This window comes from Kosakonia sp. HypNH10 (assembly GCF_029850615.1).
Classification (GTDB): domain Bacteria; phylum Pseudomonadota; class Gammaproteobacteria; order Enterobacterales; family Enterobacteriaceae; genus Kosakonia; species Kosakonia cowanii.
The window spans coordinates 240,011-254,514 of the sequence record NZ_JAOTIU010000003.1 but is presented as its reverse complement, the minus strand read 5'-3'; the positions used below and the strand labels follow the sequence as shown (position 1 = coordinate 254,514).

At 59.5% G+C, this 14,504-nt stretch carries 14 protein-coding genes; 7 read left to right on the top strand and 7 right to left on the bottom strand.

Annotated elements, in window-relative coordinates; translation table 11 throughout:
• Positions 1-115: 115 nt before the first annotated feature.
• The 4 genes from N7V53_RS10620 to N7V53_RS10605 are packed head-to-tail and all read right to left on the bottom strand — an operon-like array spanning position 116 to position 4,570.
• Positions 116-1,351 carry an MFS transporter gene (locus tag N7V53_RS10620; RefSeq protein ID WP_023479268.1) on the bottom strand — a complete coding sequence of 412 codons (1,236 nt, stop codon included), beginning with the start codon at positions 1,349-1,351 and terminating at the stop codon, positions 116-118.
• 22 nt (positions 1,352-1,373) lie between these two features.
• Positions 1,374-2,909, bottom strand: a complete 1,536-nt coding sequence (locus N7V53_RS10615) for a DHA2 family efflux MFS transporter permease subunit (protein WP_279793360.1) — start codon at positions 2,907-2,909, stop codon at positions 1,374-1,376.
• 10 nt (positions 2,910-2,919) lie between these two features.
• The gene (locus tag N7V53_RS10610; protein ID WP_279793359.1) at positions 2,920-4,092 is read right to left on the bottom strand and encodes an efflux RND transporter periplasmic adaptor subunit; all 1,173 of its coding nucleotides are present in this window, start codon (positions 4,090-4,092) and stop codon (positions 2,920-2,922) included.
• Positions 4,093-4,114: 22 nt separating this feature from the next.
• The gene (locus tag N7V53_RS10605; RefSeq protein ID WP_279793358.1) at positions 4,115-4,570 is read right to left on the bottom strand and encodes a MarR family transcriptional regulator; all 456 of its coding nucleotides are present in this window, start codon (positions 4,568-4,570) and stop codon (positions 4,115-4,117) included.
• Positions 4,571-5,465: 895 nt separating this feature from the next.
• Between N7V53_RS10605 and N7V53_RS10600 the strand changes: the two genes are divergently transcribed.
• The 5 genes from N7V53_RS10600 to N7V53_RS10580 are packed head-to-tail and all read left to right on the top strand — an operon-like array spanning position 5,466 to position 10,323.
• Positions 5,466-6,779: an MFS transporter gene (locus N7V53_RS10600; protein WP_023479274.1), complete on the top strand. Its 1,314-nt coding sequence runs from the start codon at positions 5,466-5,468 to the stop codon at positions 6,777-6,779.
• A 17-nt stretch (positions 6,780-6,796) separates the two neighbouring features.
• On the top strand, positions 6,797-7,960 hold the full coding sequence (locus tag N7V53_RS10595; protein WP_279793357.1) for a mandelate racemase/muconate lactonizing enzyme family protein: 1,164 nt from the start codon (positions 6,797-6,799) through the stop codon (positions 7,958-7,960).
• Entirely contained in the window at positions 7,954-8,850 is an 897-nt protein-coding gene (locus N7V53_RS10590) for a dihydrodipicolinate synthase family protein (protein ID WP_279793356.1), read from the top strand. The genes N7V53_RS10595 and N7V53_RS10590 overlap by 7 nt, the downstream gene beginning before the upstream one ends.
• Positions 8,847-9,740 carry a 2-dehydro-3-deoxygalactonokinase gene (locus N7V53_RS10585; protein ID WP_279793355.1) on the top strand — a complete coding sequence of 298 codons (894 nt, stop codon included), beginning with the start codon at positions 8,847-8,849 and terminating at the stop codon, positions 9,738-9,740. The genes N7V53_RS10590 and N7V53_RS10585 overlap by 4 nt, the downstream gene beginning before the upstream one ends.
• Positions 9,730-10,323 carry a 2-dehydro-3-deoxyphosphogluconate aldolase gene (locus N7V53_RS10580; protein WP_279793566.1) on the top strand — a complete coding sequence of 198 codons (594 nt, stop codon included), beginning with the start codon at positions 9,730-9,732 and terminating at the stop codon, positions 10,321-10,323. Before N7V53_RS10585 ends, N7V53_RS10580 begins: the two co-directional genes overlap by 11 nt.
• On the opposite strand, the gene N7V53_RS10575 is transcribed toward N7V53_RS10580, so the two are convergent.
• Positions 10,306-11,004 (bottom strand): helix-turn-helix domain-containing protein, encoded by a 699-nt coding sequence (locus N7V53_RS10575; RefSeq protein WP_279793354.1) that lies wholly within the window; start codon positions 11,002-11,004, stop codon positions 10,306-10,308. The two genes, N7V53_RS10580 and N7V53_RS10575, sit on opposite strands and share 18 nt — an antisense overlap.
• Before the next feature lie 357 nt (positions 11,005-11,361).
• On the opposite strand from N7V53_RS10575, the gene N7V53_RS10570 reads away from it, so the two are divergent.
• Both N7V53_RS10570 and N7V53_RS10565 read left to right on the top strand, forming a co-directional pair.
• Complete coding sequence (locus N7V53_RS10570; protein WP_279793353.1) at positions 11,362-11,868, top strand: DUF892 family protein; 507 nt, start codon at positions 11,362-11,364, stop codon at positions 11,866-11,868.
• Positions 11,869-11,892: 24 nt separating this feature from the next.
• On the top strand, positions 11,893-12,771 hold the full coding sequence (locus N7V53_RS10565) for a manganese catalase family protein (protein ID WP_023479276.1): 879 nt from the start codon (positions 11,893-11,895) through the stop codon (positions 12,769-12,771).
• 45 nt (positions 12,772-12,816) lie between these two features.
• On the opposite strand, the gene N7V53_RS10560 is transcribed toward N7V53_RS10565, so the two are convergent.
• On the bottom strand, positions 12,817-13,650 hold the full coding sequence (locus N7V53_RS10560; protein ID WP_279793352.1) for an MBL fold metallo-hydrolase: 834 nt from the start codon (positions 13,648-13,650) through the stop codon (positions 12,817-12,819).
• Between the two features lie 17 nt (positions 13,651-13,667).
• Positions 13,668-14,417, bottom strand: coding sequence for an OBAP family protein (locus N7V53_RS10555; RefSeq protein ID WP_279793351.1), 750 nt, complete (start codon positions 14,415-14,417; stop codon positions 13,668-13,670).
• Between the last annotated feature and the right edge of the window lie 87 nt (positions 14,418-14,504).

The window sequence follows — 14,504 nt, the reverse complement described above, 5'->3', positions numbered from 1 at the left end:
AAATATCCCGCCGCACGCCTGGTGAACGGAACCCTTCCACCCATCAGGCATGAGTGCCAACCCCATCGCCGGATGGCGCGTACCGCTTATCCGGCCTACGCCACTGGATACCAATCTACCCAACATCACTCTCCAGCCTCTGCCGATGCCGCAGCCCCGGAAACCACCTCATCCACAGCGCCACCACAATCAGGGTCCCCACCCCGCCAATCGCCGCAGCGGGCACCGCCCCCAGCCATGCGGCAAGCATCCCGGACTCAAACTCCCCAAGCTGATTAGAGGTATTGATAAATATCGAGTTCACCGCATTCACCCGCCCACGCATCTCATCCGGCGTATCGAGCTGCACCAGCGAGCCGCGGATCACCATGCTGATCATGTCAAACCCACCGAGCGCAAACAGCGCCAGCAGCGAGAGCCACATCCAGCTTGAGAAGGCGAAGACCAGCGTCGCCACGCCAAAACCCGCGACCGACATAAACATAATGATGCCGACACGGCGCGTCAGCGCACGATGGCTCAGCCAGAAGCCGACCAGCAGCGCGCCCACTGCCGGAGCACTGCGCAGCAGCCCCAGCCCGAGCGGGCCGGTATGCAGCACATCGTGGGCGAAAATCGGCAGCAGCGCCGTCGCACCCCCGAGCAGCACGGCGAAAAGATCGAGTGAGATCACCCCCAGCACATCCGGCCGGTTACGGATAAAGCGCACCCCGGCAAAGAGGGAAGAGAGCGTGGCGGGCGTGCGTTTTGGCTGCGCCTGCTCATAGCTCAGGGTGATCACCAGCAGCAGCGAGAGCAGATAGAGCGCCGCCGTGACACTGTAGACCACATCCGCGCCTGCGGCGTAGAGAAAACCGCCCAGCGCCGGGCCAACAATCTGCGCCGCCTGGCCGGAGACTGCATTCGCCGCCGTGGCGCGTGGCAGAATCGAGGCCGGAACCAACGCCGGTAGCATTGAGATCATCGACGGCGATTCGACGGTTTTGGCGCAGGAGATAACAAAAATCAGCGCCAGGATAACGCCAACGCTGGCGTCCCCCTGCCAGGTGAGCCAGGCGAGCGCCACAATCGCCACCCACTCGCACACCTGCGACAGCAGCACCACGCGGCGGCGGTCAAACTGGTCGGCGATATGCCCGGCGGGCAGCGCCAGCGTCAGCGAGGGAATAAACTGCACCAGGCCAATCATCCCCAGCCAGAAGGCGCTCTGCGTCTGGGAGTAGATCTGCCAGCCGACAATAATCGACAACATCTGAAAGCCAAAGCTGGAGCTGGTGCGCGCCAGCCAGAAGGCGACAAAAGATCGGTGCTGCAATAAACGGCCATCGCTGGCGGATAACAGGGGTGCCATAACGTCTCTCTGTGGGTGGTAATTAATGTCCGGCCGACGGCGCGCCGGGCGCACCGCTGCGCACAAACGGCGGGCGGGCAAACCAGATAACGATCATCAATGCTAAAAAGAGCCAGCCCAGCAGCCAGAAGTAGTCGATGGTCGAGAGCATATAGGCCTGCTGCTCAAGAGTTTTATCCACCGCCGCCAGGTGCTGCTGCGTCGCGCCCCCCATCTTATGCAGATAGTCTGTCGCCGCCGGGTTCCACTGCGAGACACTTTCGCTGAGGGTGGCATGGTGGTAAATCTCCCGCCGTGACCAGATCCAGGTAGTAAGCGACGAGGCAAACGAGCCGCCCAGCACGCGGAAAAAGGTTGCCAGACCGGAGCCTTCCGCCACCGCCTGGCCGTGCAGGTTGGAGAGCACAATGGTGGTGATGGGCATAAAGAAGAATGCCACGCCAATGCCCATAAACATCTGCACTTCGGCAATGGTGCGGAAATCGACCTCGGTATTGAACTGCGCACGCAGCAGGCAGGAGGCGCCCATGGTCAGAAACGACAATGTTGCCAGGATGCGCAGGTCAACTTTATGGGCGTAGCGCCCAATAAACGGCGTCAGCAGCAGCGGCAGAAAGCCCATCGGTGCCGCCGCCAGTCCGGCCCAGATGGCGGTGTAGCCCATCTGGGTTTGCAGCCACTGCGGCAAAATAATGTTGATGGCGAAAAAGGCCGCGTAGCCAAGGGTCAGCGTCGCGGTGCCGATGGCGAAGTTGCGATCTTTGAACAGCCGCAGGTTAACAATCGGGTGCTGCTCGCCAAGCTCCCAGATCACAAACGACACCAGCGCAATCGCTGAGAGCACCGACATGACGATGATCTCGTTCGAGGCGAACCAGTCGAGATCGTTGCCCTTATCCAGCACCACTTGCAGTAAGCCAACGCCAAGCACCAGCAGCGCAATACCGATGTAATCAATCGGCGAGGTGGTGGTGGTCTCTTCCCGCTCGCGCAGCTGCATCCAGACGACAATCGCCGCGAAGATACCAATCGGTACGTTGATGTAAAAGATCCACGGCCAGGCGTAGTTATCGGTGATCCAGCCACCGGTGATCGGCCCGACAATCGGCGCGACTACCGTCACCATTGAGAGCAGCGCCAGCGCCATGCTGCGTTTACTGGTGGGGAAAATGACAAGCAGCAGCGTCTGGCACATCGGAAACATCGGGCCGGCGAAAAAGCCCTGGAGCGCGCGAAAGACAATCAGCTCCGTCATGCTGTGGGCAAAGCCGCAGAGAAATGACGCCAGGGTAAAGAGCGCCACCGAGCCGACAAACAGCCGCAACTGACCAAAGCGGCGGGTAAACCAGCCGGTAAGCGGCAGCGCAATGGCGTTACACACCGCAAACGAGGTGATGACCCAGGTGCCCTGATCGGCGCTGACGCCGAGATTACCGGCAATGGTCGGCAGCGCCACGTTGGCGATGGTGGTGTCCAGCACCTGCATAAAGGTCGCCAGCGACAGCGCAATCGTCGCCAGCACCAGGCTGGGCGGCGTAAATGCCGATTTATCTTGCATCGCGTCTCTCTTAGCGGGCGGCTACCGGCTGGCTATTATCATGAAGGATCTTCGCCACCAGCGCGTCGGCCTTATCCAGCGCGTTCTGGTAGACATCTGTTGCGAAACGCGGCTGCGCGACGCTCTGCTGCGGCAGCAGGTGCCCTTCGGTATCGCGAATATCGACGCGGGCGGCCATCGACAAGCCGACGCGCAGCGGATGCTTCTGCATATCATGAGGATCGAGGGTAATACGCACCGGCAGACGCTGGACAATCTTGATCCAGTTGCCGCTGGCGTTCTGCGCGGGCAGCAGGGAGAAAGCGCTGCCGGTACCAATGCCGAGGCTCTCAATCGTGCCGTGATACTCCACGTCATCACCATAGAGATCGGCGGTCAGCGTCACTTTCTGCCCGAGGCGCATGGTGCTCATCTGGCTCTCTTTGAAGTTGGCATCTACCCACACCTGATCGAGCGGCACAATCGACAGCAGCGTGGTGCCGGAATCGACGCGCATACCAAGCTGCACCGCGCGCTTTGCCACATAGCCGCTGACCGGCGCAACAATGGTGCTGCGGGCGTTATCGAGAAAGCGCTGACGCAGGGTGGCGATGGCGCTTTTGATCTCCGGGTGGCTGTCGATAACGGTGTCGTCGACCATCGCCAGATTGGTATTAAGCGCCTGCTGGGCGGCAATCAGGTCACTTTTCGCGCTGGTGACGTTGTCACGATAATGGGAGAGATCCTCTGCGGTGACCGCGCCGGTGGCGAAAATCTTCTGCCGACGCGCGTAGTCACTCTGCGCCGTTTGCAGCGCCACTTTTTTCGCCGCCACCTGCGCACGGTAGTTATCCGCCGTGCTGTAAAGCCCGCGTACCTGGCGCACGGTGCTGGCGAGGTTGGCCTGCGCCTGTTGGAGCGCAATTTCCGTATCGGCCGGGTCTAGCAGCACCAGCGGCTGCCCTTTTTGCACAAAGTCGCCCTCATCGACAGCAACCTGGGTGACAGTACCGCCAATCTGCGGCGTCAGCGTCACCTGGTTGGCGCTGACATAGGCGTCGTCGGTGGTTTCGTAATAGCGGGCATAGAGCAGATACCAGGCCAGGCAGCCGGCGGCGATAATCACCAGCAGCACAAACAGAATGGCGAAGTTGCGCTTACGTTTACTCGGCGCGCGTGCAGGTTGAGCTGCTGAATCGGTCATCTTGATCACCTTTCAGGAAAACTTAGCGATAGGATTGAGTTGCGCCGTCAGGCAGCATTTTGATCAGCAGCGTCACCAGCTGTTGCGCTTCATCATCGGTGAGACGCTCGGTGAGTGAGGTGAGGATCGACGCCAGCGCCTCATTCTGGAAGCGATCGCAAATCCCCCGCCCCTTCTCCGTCAGGCCGAGGATCACCTGGCGTTTATCGTCGGGGTTGGTGGAGCGCACCACCAGGTCGCGCTTGACCATGCGCTCAAGCATGCGGCTCATGGCACCGGCGTCCATCAGCAGGTTTTTGCTCACTTCGACCGGGCTGGTGAAGCCTTTATAGATGCTGATCAGCACTTTGAACTGCGCGGCGGTGATATCCGCCGGGGAAAAGTAGTGGCTGAGAAGCTGGTCTTTAAACTGGTTTGCCAGATGGATCAGCAGGCCGAGGTGCAGCTTCGGGTTCGGGTTATCCGCAGAGTTCGTCATGTTATTTGCCTGGTCAATAATTACAAATGAAATTACTGACCAGGCAGATAACTGTCAATGGATTGTCAAGATAAGCGCACATTTTGTCAGTTTTCGACCACCACATCCCCGTAGGCCCGATAAGCGCAGTGCCATCGGGCAACCCCGCATTGCCGGATGGCGGCTTACGCCTTATCCGGCCTACAAAAGCATATACATGGGCGACACGTAGGCCGGATAAGCGGTACGCGCCATCCGGCAATGTTTCAGCGATACCGGCTTTACTTTTATCTACGATATGATAGCGAGGGGTTGTGTCCCCGCTGAAATCGGCGAACCGAAGCGTGAATGACAAGGTCTGGACGCCATGGATGGCGGACAGAGGCGAACCGAGACAGGACAAAATTGCCGGGAGCAATTTTGAACAGCGCTGGCGCTGGCCCCGAAGGGGCGAGTCCCATGGATGGGACGAGTAAACCGAGTTCCAGAATGGAACGAGTAAGTCGAGTCGAGCCGGCCGCAGTCAGGCACGCGGGAGGTGAGCGCAGTGCGCAGCACCGATTTCCTCGCGGGGCCGCGGGGATTGACAAGGGGAGCGCGGCCGCTCCCTTTGTCCCGTTCACCGCACAGATGATTTATGAAGAACCCGTCCCCGTGGTGAACGGAACCCTTCCACCAATGCCACATACCAGACCCATTGCCGGATGGCGGCTTGCGCCTTATCCGGCCTACAAAAGCGAATCGCATCGGCTAATGCTATCAAACCCCGGTGCTTCACTATATGAAGCACTTTTCCGGCGCAATTTTTGATAAGCCTCACGCAACGCAACACGGCGCTCGCCTGCCCGGCTGCGATCCCCAACACTGCCTGCACGATAACAACAATGCAGATACCCTACTCACTACGGGAGGCTCAATGGAGCACACCACCTCACAGCCCTACGACGGCACGGAGCAGAAAGTGCCGGCCCGTCGCACCGCCAAAATTATGCTCTCGGCGGGCGTCGGGCACTTTATCGAATGGTTTGACTTTGGCCTGTACGGCACGCTGGCAGCGATCATCGCCAGCAACTTCTTTGTCAGCGATGATCCGGCGATTGGTCTGCTGAAATCCTTCGCCGTCTTCGGCTCCGGCTTCTTAATGCGCCCGCTCGGCGGCCTCTTCTTCGGTTCAATGGGCGACCGCCAGGGGCGGCGCAAAGTGCTGGTGACGGTGATCGTTATCACCTCCATCTCCACCTTTGTAATGGGCATCTTGCCCACCTTTCAACAGGCCGGGATCATCGCGCCGATACTGCTGGTGCTCACCCGCCTGGTGCAGGGCTTCGCCGCCGGGGGCGAAAGTTCCGGGGTGATTACCTATCTCGCGGAAAGCGCGCCGCCGCACCGCCGCGCGACGCTCACCTGCTGGAGCGAAAACTTCAGTTTTATGGCCTTTGTCTGCGGCTCCGGGCTGGTGTTGCTGCTCACCCATACGTTGGGCGAAGCAACGATGAATGACTGGGGCTGGCGAATTCCCTTCCTGCTTGCCGCCCCGCTTGGCCTCGGTGGGCTCTATATGCGCCGCAATATGGAAGACTCCGCCGAGTTCCATAAGCTAAAAGCCAGCGGCAAAATCGAAGCCTCACCGCTGCGTAAAACCCTCTCCACCTCAATGACCGCCCTGCTGTTTTGTACCGGCTTTGTGGTGGTGAAAGCGGTAAGCAGCTGGGTGCTGCAATCCTTTATGCCGGGTTATCTCTCCACCCACCTCCACTACAGCCGCACCGACTCCTACCTCATCACCACCCTCGGGCTGCTGAGTGTGGCGGTCTGTATGCCGCTCACCGGCTATCTCTCGGATCGCTGGGGCCGCCGCCCGCTGATGTTAATGGGCTGCGGCGGTTTCATTCTTTTCACCTGGCCTGCGATGCTGCTGATGAGCCAGGGATCGGTGGGCGCCTCGATTGCCGCCATGAGCCTGCTCGGCGTGTTTGTCGCCATGTTTAATGGCGGCTGCGGCGCGGCGATGGTCGAGCTGTTCCCGACCGCCATCCGCTACGGCAGCATCGCCATTGCTTACAACCTTACCGTTGCGGTGTTTGGCGGCGTGACGCCATTCGCCTCGGCGGGGCTTATCACCCTGACCGGCGACCCGCTCTCCCCGGCGTGGTACGTGATGGGCACTGCGCTTATCTCCTTTATTGTCGTGTGGATCGCCAAAGAGACCGCCGGCAAAGTTCTCGATTAACCTGACCTGGAGTTGTCATGAAGATCAGCCGTATCGACTGTTTTCCGCTCAAAATCACCACGCCGCAGGCCTATCTCGGCGGCGAGGTCAAGGCGAGCGACAGCGATTATTACTACCGCCCGGAGTACCGCTGCGTCTATTCGCGCAAGATGGAGACCTGCCTTGTCAAAATCACCACCGACAGCGGTCACGTCGGCTGGGGCGAAGCCCTCGCGCCCGTCGTGCCGCAGGTGATTGCCGAGCTAATTACGCAACTCTTTGCGCCGCTGTTAACCGGCCAGTCGCCCTTTGCCAGCCAGGTGCTCAATGCGCGGATGTATGACGCAATGCGCGATCGCGGCCATATCACCGGATATCACATTGACGCGCTGGCGGCGGTGGATATCGCGCTGTGGGATCTGAAAGGCCAGATCCTCAACCAGCCGGTTTACCAGCTGCTTGGCGGTGCGTTTCGTGAGCAGATCCCCTGCTATGTCTCTGGCCTGCCGGAGCCGGATCTCCCGGCGCGCTGCGCGCTGGCGTTGCGCTGGCAGCAGAAAGGCTTCAACGCCATCAAACTGGCGCTTGGCTACGGCGTGCAGCAGGACATTGAGAATGTGCGCGCCATTCGTGACGCACTCGGCCCACAAGCCAGCCTCTTCCTCGATGCTCACTGGAACTACAGCGTGGCGCAGGCGGCAGAGCTGGCCAACGCGCTGCATCCTCTCGGCGTCGGTTTTCTTGAAGCGCCGCTGCTGCCGGAGGATATCGCCGGGCATCGCGAATTGCGGGCAAAAAGCCCGCTGCCGATTGCGCTGGGCGAAACCGAGCGTACCCGTTACCAGTTCAGGCCCTTTATTGAACAGCGGGCGATGGACATTGTGCAGCCGGACGTCGGGCGCACCGGCATTACCGAGCTGATGCATATCGCCTCCCTTGCGCAGACCTGGAATTTGCAGGTCGCGCCGCACCTGAGCGTCGGCCTCGGGCCCTGCATTGCCGCGTCGATCCACGTCGCCGCCGCGCTGCCGAATCTCTTTATGCTTGAGTATCAGCCGCCGGTGTTTGAGCTTGCCAACCAGTTGCTCGTTACGCCGCTGGTGTGCGAAGCGGGTCACTACACGCTGCCGCAGGGGGCAGGTCTGGGAATTGCAATCAATGAAGCGCGGGTGCGCGAATCGGTAATGGGGGTCACATGTTAAAGGGTAATGTGCCAATTCTGGCGACGGCGTTTGATGAGCATGGTGCGGTGGACTTTGGCTCCATCGAGAAATTAGTGAAATTTTTGCTGGCCCAGGGAATCGACGGGCTGGCGCTGTTTGGCAATGCGTCGGAAGGTTATGCGCTAACGACCGGGGAAAAAGAGGCGCTGTTTGCCTGTGTGAAACGTCTGACCGGCGCGTTGCCCCTTATTGCTGCCGCGGGTGGCGCTTCTGCGGTGGTGGCGATTGAAGATATTCAGCGCGTGCAGCGCTGGGGGGCGCAAGTGGCGATGGTCAACCCGCCGTCAGTGGTGAAACCCGGCCCGCAGGAGATCTATAACTTCTGGCGCGATATCTGTTCCGCCTGCGATATCGATATCATGGTGCAGGATGCGCCGCTGATGACCGGCGTGAACATCCCTGTGCCGACGCTGGTGAAGCTGTGCGAGGATTTCCCCTCCATCAAATACATCAAGGTCGAGCAACCGCCGACCACGCTGAAGATCAGCGCCCTGAAGCAGGCACTCGGCGATCGCGTCGGGCTGTTTGGTGGCCTGAATGGCGGTTTTCTCTATGAGGAGCTGCGCCGGGGCATTATCGGTACCATGCCCGCCTGCGAATTTCCGGAAGTGATTAACGCTATTCTCCACGCCTGGCAGCATGACAAGCAGGAAGCGCAGGCGATTTTCTACCGCTATCTCCCCTTCCTGCGCTACGGCGTACAGCCGGGGCTGGGTGTCGCCATCCACAAAACCGTGCTGCACCAGGCGGGCATTTTCGCCACTGATGTGGTGCGTGAACCGGCAAAAGGGCTTGATGAGGAAACACGCGACGAACTGCGCGATCTGACCCGTGCCCTGCCGCTGGCAGTGCTGGAGGCGAGCCGATGAACTATATCGCGGTGGACTGGGGCAGCAGCAATTTCCGCGCTCTCAGCGTGCGTAACGGCGAGGTGTTTCGCAGCGTTGAGGCCGAATGCGGCGTGGGCAAATGCGCGCGCGAGGCGCTGCCGGATATTCTGCGCGAACAGCTGCTGCGCCTCGAAGAGGGGTGGGATGAGACGCTGCCGGTGCTGTTATGCGGCATGGTTGGCAGCAATATTGGCCTCGCAGACGCGGGCTATCTGGCGCTGCCGCTCAGTTTTGCCCAGCTGACGGCAAAGGGGCGCGCACTGCCGGGCATTCTGCCCAACCCCGTTACCCTGCGTCCCGGTATTTGCGACCGGCGGGTGATGGAGATCTGCCGCGGGGAGGAGATGCAGCTTGCCGGTGCGCTGACCCTGACCACCAGCCAGACCTTCGCCGCCGTCGGCACCCACAGCAAATGGCTGACGGTCAACCGCGCGCAACAGCAGGTGGAGAGCCTGCGCACCCTGATGACCGGCGAGCTGTGGAATATGGTGCTCAACCACTCGATTGTCGGCAAAGGGCTGCCAGAGCAGTCGGCATCAGACGAGGCGTTTCTGCGCGGCGTGAGCACTGCCCAACACGTTGAGTCCGGCAAAACGACGCTGGTGAGCGAGCTGTTTCGCTGCCGCGGACACTATATTCTCGGCGATCTCGACCCGGCCTGGGCGGGCGCGTGGCTGTCGGGTTTGCTCATCGCCCATGAGATCCTGCAAGGCCACCCGCGCGACGAGGCGGTCTGCTTTATTGGCAGCCAGGCGCTGCTGCCGCGCTATGCCTTTGCCTGCGAGGCGCTCGATCTCCCCTTCACCACCCTTGACGCGGAGCAGGCGCTGATCGCCGGGCTGAATGAGGTATTCCGTGATGAAGCCTGAGCAGATTGTCGCCATCCTGCGCGGGATCGCGCCCGCCGAGTGCATCGAACAGGTGGCCTGCCTGCGCGATCACGGCATCACCACCATTGAGATCACCACCAACTCGCCGCAGTGGGAGAGCAGCCTTGCGCGCGTGGCCTCGGTGTTTGGCGACGCCATCACGCTCGGGGCTGGCACCGTGTTGACCGCGCAGCAGGTGGCGGCGTGCCGCGCGGCGGGAGCGCAGTTTATCCTGACGCCAAACCTTGACGCGCGCGTGGTTGAGGCCGCACAGCAGCAGGGGCTGCGCGTCTGCGCCGGGGTGTTCAGCAGCAGTGAAATTTTTCGCGCCTGCGAACTGGGGGTGGATGTGTTGAAGATCTTCCCTGCTTCGGCGCTGCCACTCAACTTTCCACAGCTGATCAAAGGCCCGCTCTCGAAGGCTGTGCCCTTCTCTGCCGTCGGTGGCGTCGATGTCAGTAATGCGGCGGCTTATCTCGCCCACTACGACAGCGTTGGAATTGGCTCATCGCTCTATAAACCGGGGCAGACGGCGGCGGTGACTGCGCAGCGCTGCCAGCAGTTATTACACCGGGGGGAGTGATTCGCCGCTGATCTTGCGCGCGGCGGAGATGAGAAACTGGCGCAGGGTGTCGATATTGACCTTGTCGCCCCCGATGTTGGAGAGCGCAATCGCCGCCTGCATGCCCGGTATGATGCAGGCCAGCCGGTAATCCCCTGGTGCCCACGCCTTGCCAAACACCTGGTGCTGGCGCGCCTGCTCAATGTCCGTTTGCAGAAGATGGTAATCGTGGATGCCGATACGATTGATGATCTCCTCATCGCTGAGGGTCGCGAGCAGCTTGATGCCAATCACCGAATCGCGCACCGGCCAGGACTCATAATTGCCAATCGCGCGGGCGATGCTTTTGCCGCCGCGCGTATGCAGCAGATAGACCACCTGGTTCCCGCTGAGCACGCCAATCACAATCGAGACGTTATGGCTGCCCGTCTCCTCCAGCATCTCCAGCGCGGCGGTATAAAAAGCGGAGTGATGGATGGCGCTGGCGGACAGGCGGTGAATACCCATGCCGAGGCGATATTTGCGCTTCGCATCCTGCTGCACCATCTCTAATGCCAGCAAGGTGTGCATCAGGCGCGTCACTTTCGCCGAGTCCAGCGCCAGCTCGCGGCCAATCTCACGAATGCCAAAGGCGCGGTTGCCGGTCGCCAGTAAATTCAGACAGCAAAACGCGTCAAATACCGTACTGTTCAATTTCGTCATTCATCTATTCTCTGCCGCTTCGCTTATTTGCGCTGCTCAAGCATAACCCGCTTTGAGATTGTTCTCAAACTCGGCGAAATAAGGGTTTTTTCGCTGCGTAATTTGACTAAAGAGCAGTTCCAGCTAGTTTTATTTGTGGGTGCGAAAAAACTTCGCTTAATAATGAGATGAGTTTTTAGATCATAGGGAAATTATTATTAGCTGATGACTTGCACATATTTCAATTAACGACTAAGGCGAATCATTCCCGGTTCGTTATTCGAAAAATCATCACCGCAAAAATATATTTCTGTGCTACAGCGAAACGCTGGCACACAATTCCCCTTACGCGAAAACGACGAAGAGAAGGATTACATTATGACACCTCAAGAAAACTATCATGACTGGTTACGTGATGCCCATGCGATGGAAAAACAGGCTGAGTCGATGCTGAAGTCCATGAGCGAGCGTATCGATAACTACCCGGATCTGCGTTCCCGTATTGCCCAGCATTTAACCGAAACGCAGGGTCAGATCCAATTACTTGAAGAAGTTATGGATCGCAATAATATTAATCGTTCGGTAATGAAAGATGCCACCAGCAAAATGGCCGCGATGGGCCAGGCTTTCGGCGGCATGTTTGCACCGGATGAAGTTGTTAAAGGTTCAATCAGCAGCTACGTCTTCGAGCAATTTGAGATTGCCTGTTACACCTCCCTTATCACAGCAGCGGAAAAAGCCGGCGATGTTGCCAGCGTAGATATTTTCAAACGCATCCTTGCCGAAGAATTCGCAATGGCGGAATGGGCGCTGAATCATATTCCGGACGTTACCGCACAATTCCTGCTTCGCAGCGATGCGGATGGCGTAGAAGCGAAAAAATAATTATTAGAATTCAGGAGGCAAGCAATGTTTCGTCACGTAAAACAACTGCAATATACGGTTCGCGTCAGCGAGCCAAACCCGGGTCTCGCCAATCTGCTGCTTGAGCAGTTTGGCGGACCGCAGGGCGAACTGGCCGCGGCGTGCCGCTACTTCACTCAGGGTCTGGGTGATGATGACGCCGGGCGTAAAGAGATGCTGATGGATATCGCGACCGAAGAACTCAGCCACCTCGAAATTATCGGCTCACTGGTCGGTATGCTGAACAAAGGTGCCAAAGGCGCACTGGCGGAAGGCACCGAGAGCGAAGCGGAACTCTATCGCTCCCTGACGCAGAGCGGTAACGACAGCCATGTCACCTCCCTGCTTTACGGCGGTGGCCCGGCGCTGACCAACTCTGCGGGTAAACCGTGGACGGCGTCCTATATCGACACCATCGGCGAAGTGACAGCCGATCTGCGCTCCAACATTGCCGCCGAAGCGCGCGCAAAAATCATCTACGAGCGCCTGATCAACCTCACCGACGATCCTGGTGTGAAAGATGCGCTCGGCTTCCTGATGACCCGTGAAGTGGCGCATATGATGTCTTTTGAAAAAGCGCTCTACTCAATTCGCAACAACTTCCCGCCAGGAAAATTGCCGCCGATTGAGCAGTACAGCAACGTCTACTACAACATGTCGGAAGGTGACGATCCGCGCGGCAGCTGGAACAGCGACGAGAACTTTGAGTATGTTGCCAATCCGCAGCCGGCCGTTGATGGCGGTGATGGTCTGATCACGGTGCAATTGACGCCGGAACAGCTGGCGATGGTGAAAGCGATGAGCGACCGCACCATGTCTGACCCGTCCGTTGAACCGATTACCGGTTTTGAACTGGGAACCGGCGAACCGAAGTCGAAAAAGTAATTCAGCTTGCGGTTAACAAACACACCCCCTGCGGGGTGTGTTTTTTTATGCCCTGCCCTGCTGCAATGCACGCAGCTCGAGCGCATCGTGGCTGCAAAAGAGCGTCAGATCCGCTTGATGGGCGCAGGAAAGTTCCCGTAAGCGCTGCTGGTTAACCCGGCGCGCCTGATTGTCCATTCCCATCATCCACTGATAAAAACGCAGCCCCGGCGTGCAGTGGCGTTCAGGACGCCCCATCTCCTCGCGATAGAACCACGCATCCCCGCCGTGCAGCAGCCACCCTTCCGGACGCTGGATCGCCACGCCCGCATGTCCCGGCGTATGCCCGGCAAGGGGAATAAGCAGGATCTCCGGCGGCAGGCCGTTCAGAGCATTTACCGCCTCGAAACCAAACCACCTTTCGCCCTGCGGCGCATAACCGTGCCAGCCGGAGCGCGCGCTCCATTGCCCTGGCCGGTAACGCTCGCGCTGAAGCCAGCTGTGGCGCTGCTGGGCGGTGTCGATCTCCTGCTGCATCAGGTGTACCTGCGCATGGGGGAAATCGGTCAGGCCACCGGCATGGTCAAAGTCGAGATGCGTCAGCACGATATGGCGAACATCTTCCGCCTTAAAGCCGAGCGCCTGAATACGCGACAGCGCGGTCAGCTCCTCGCGGCGCTGGATGTTATTCATCAGGCGAAAGAAGCCCGACAGACGGCGCTGTGGGGCTTGCATATCTTCGCGGCCAAAACCGGTATCGACCAGCACCAGCCCGTCGCGGTCAGTCTCAATCAGCAGACAGTGGCAGACCAGGTGCGCGTGTAGTCCTTTACTGAAGCCGTCATACAGCGCGCCGCCAAGCGGGCACATGCACCCGCAGTTAAGGTGATGGACGATCATCGTGACCTCCCGAGGAGTCAGTGAGAATGGGCTGCGCCTGCAGAGACCGGGACGACGCGAAGCTGTACCGCCTTCCCCTGCTCCCAGGCATCAGCGCCTTTGGCGACAGGATTAGCCGGAAGATCGGCGCGCTCGGCTTTGATCGCCTGGGTGTTGATATCGAAGCGGCGATCGCGGTCGACCAGCAGCGCCGGGTTGAGCTGCCCGTCAGCGGTAAAGCCCATCATCAGCGCCGGGGTGCCGAGCGGCAGGGTTTTATCGCGATCCGTGTGCCAGGTGTGGAAGGTTTTGCCGTAGGTGTTGACGATTTTGCTCATCAGCGCCTTATCCGCCACCGCCGGCAGGCCCGGCGCGACCAGGCTGCCGGATTTCACCTCATAGCGATGGCTGTGCCAGAGCTTCTTCTCTTCCGCAGGCAGGGTTTTGAACAGCCGTTCGCTGATGATGTACTCGACGCCCATCAGGCGCGCATCGCGGGTATTGCCGTCGTAGATCACCGCCTGCATCACATCTTCATTTAACACCGTGACATAGTGGTGCGCCTCCATCTGCCCCTTCTGGTTGCCGCTGTAGAAGTGGAAACCGTCGAGATAGGTGCTGATGGCGTCAATCGGCGGTCGGGACTGCATCACCGCCGCGCCGCTCTCCAGCGTCTGTAATTTACCCGAGGTTTTTTCACCGGGGATCGGCGTCTGCGGCGGGCTGTTATTGGCGTTGCATCCGGCAAGAGCGAGGGGAAGTACGAGGTACAGGGCCAGCCTTTTCATTGTCTCTCCTTTGATCATGATCTGGAGTTATGAGGGTAGCCCATTGCGGCTATTCAGCCAGTGAAAACGGCAAATCAGATCGGCACA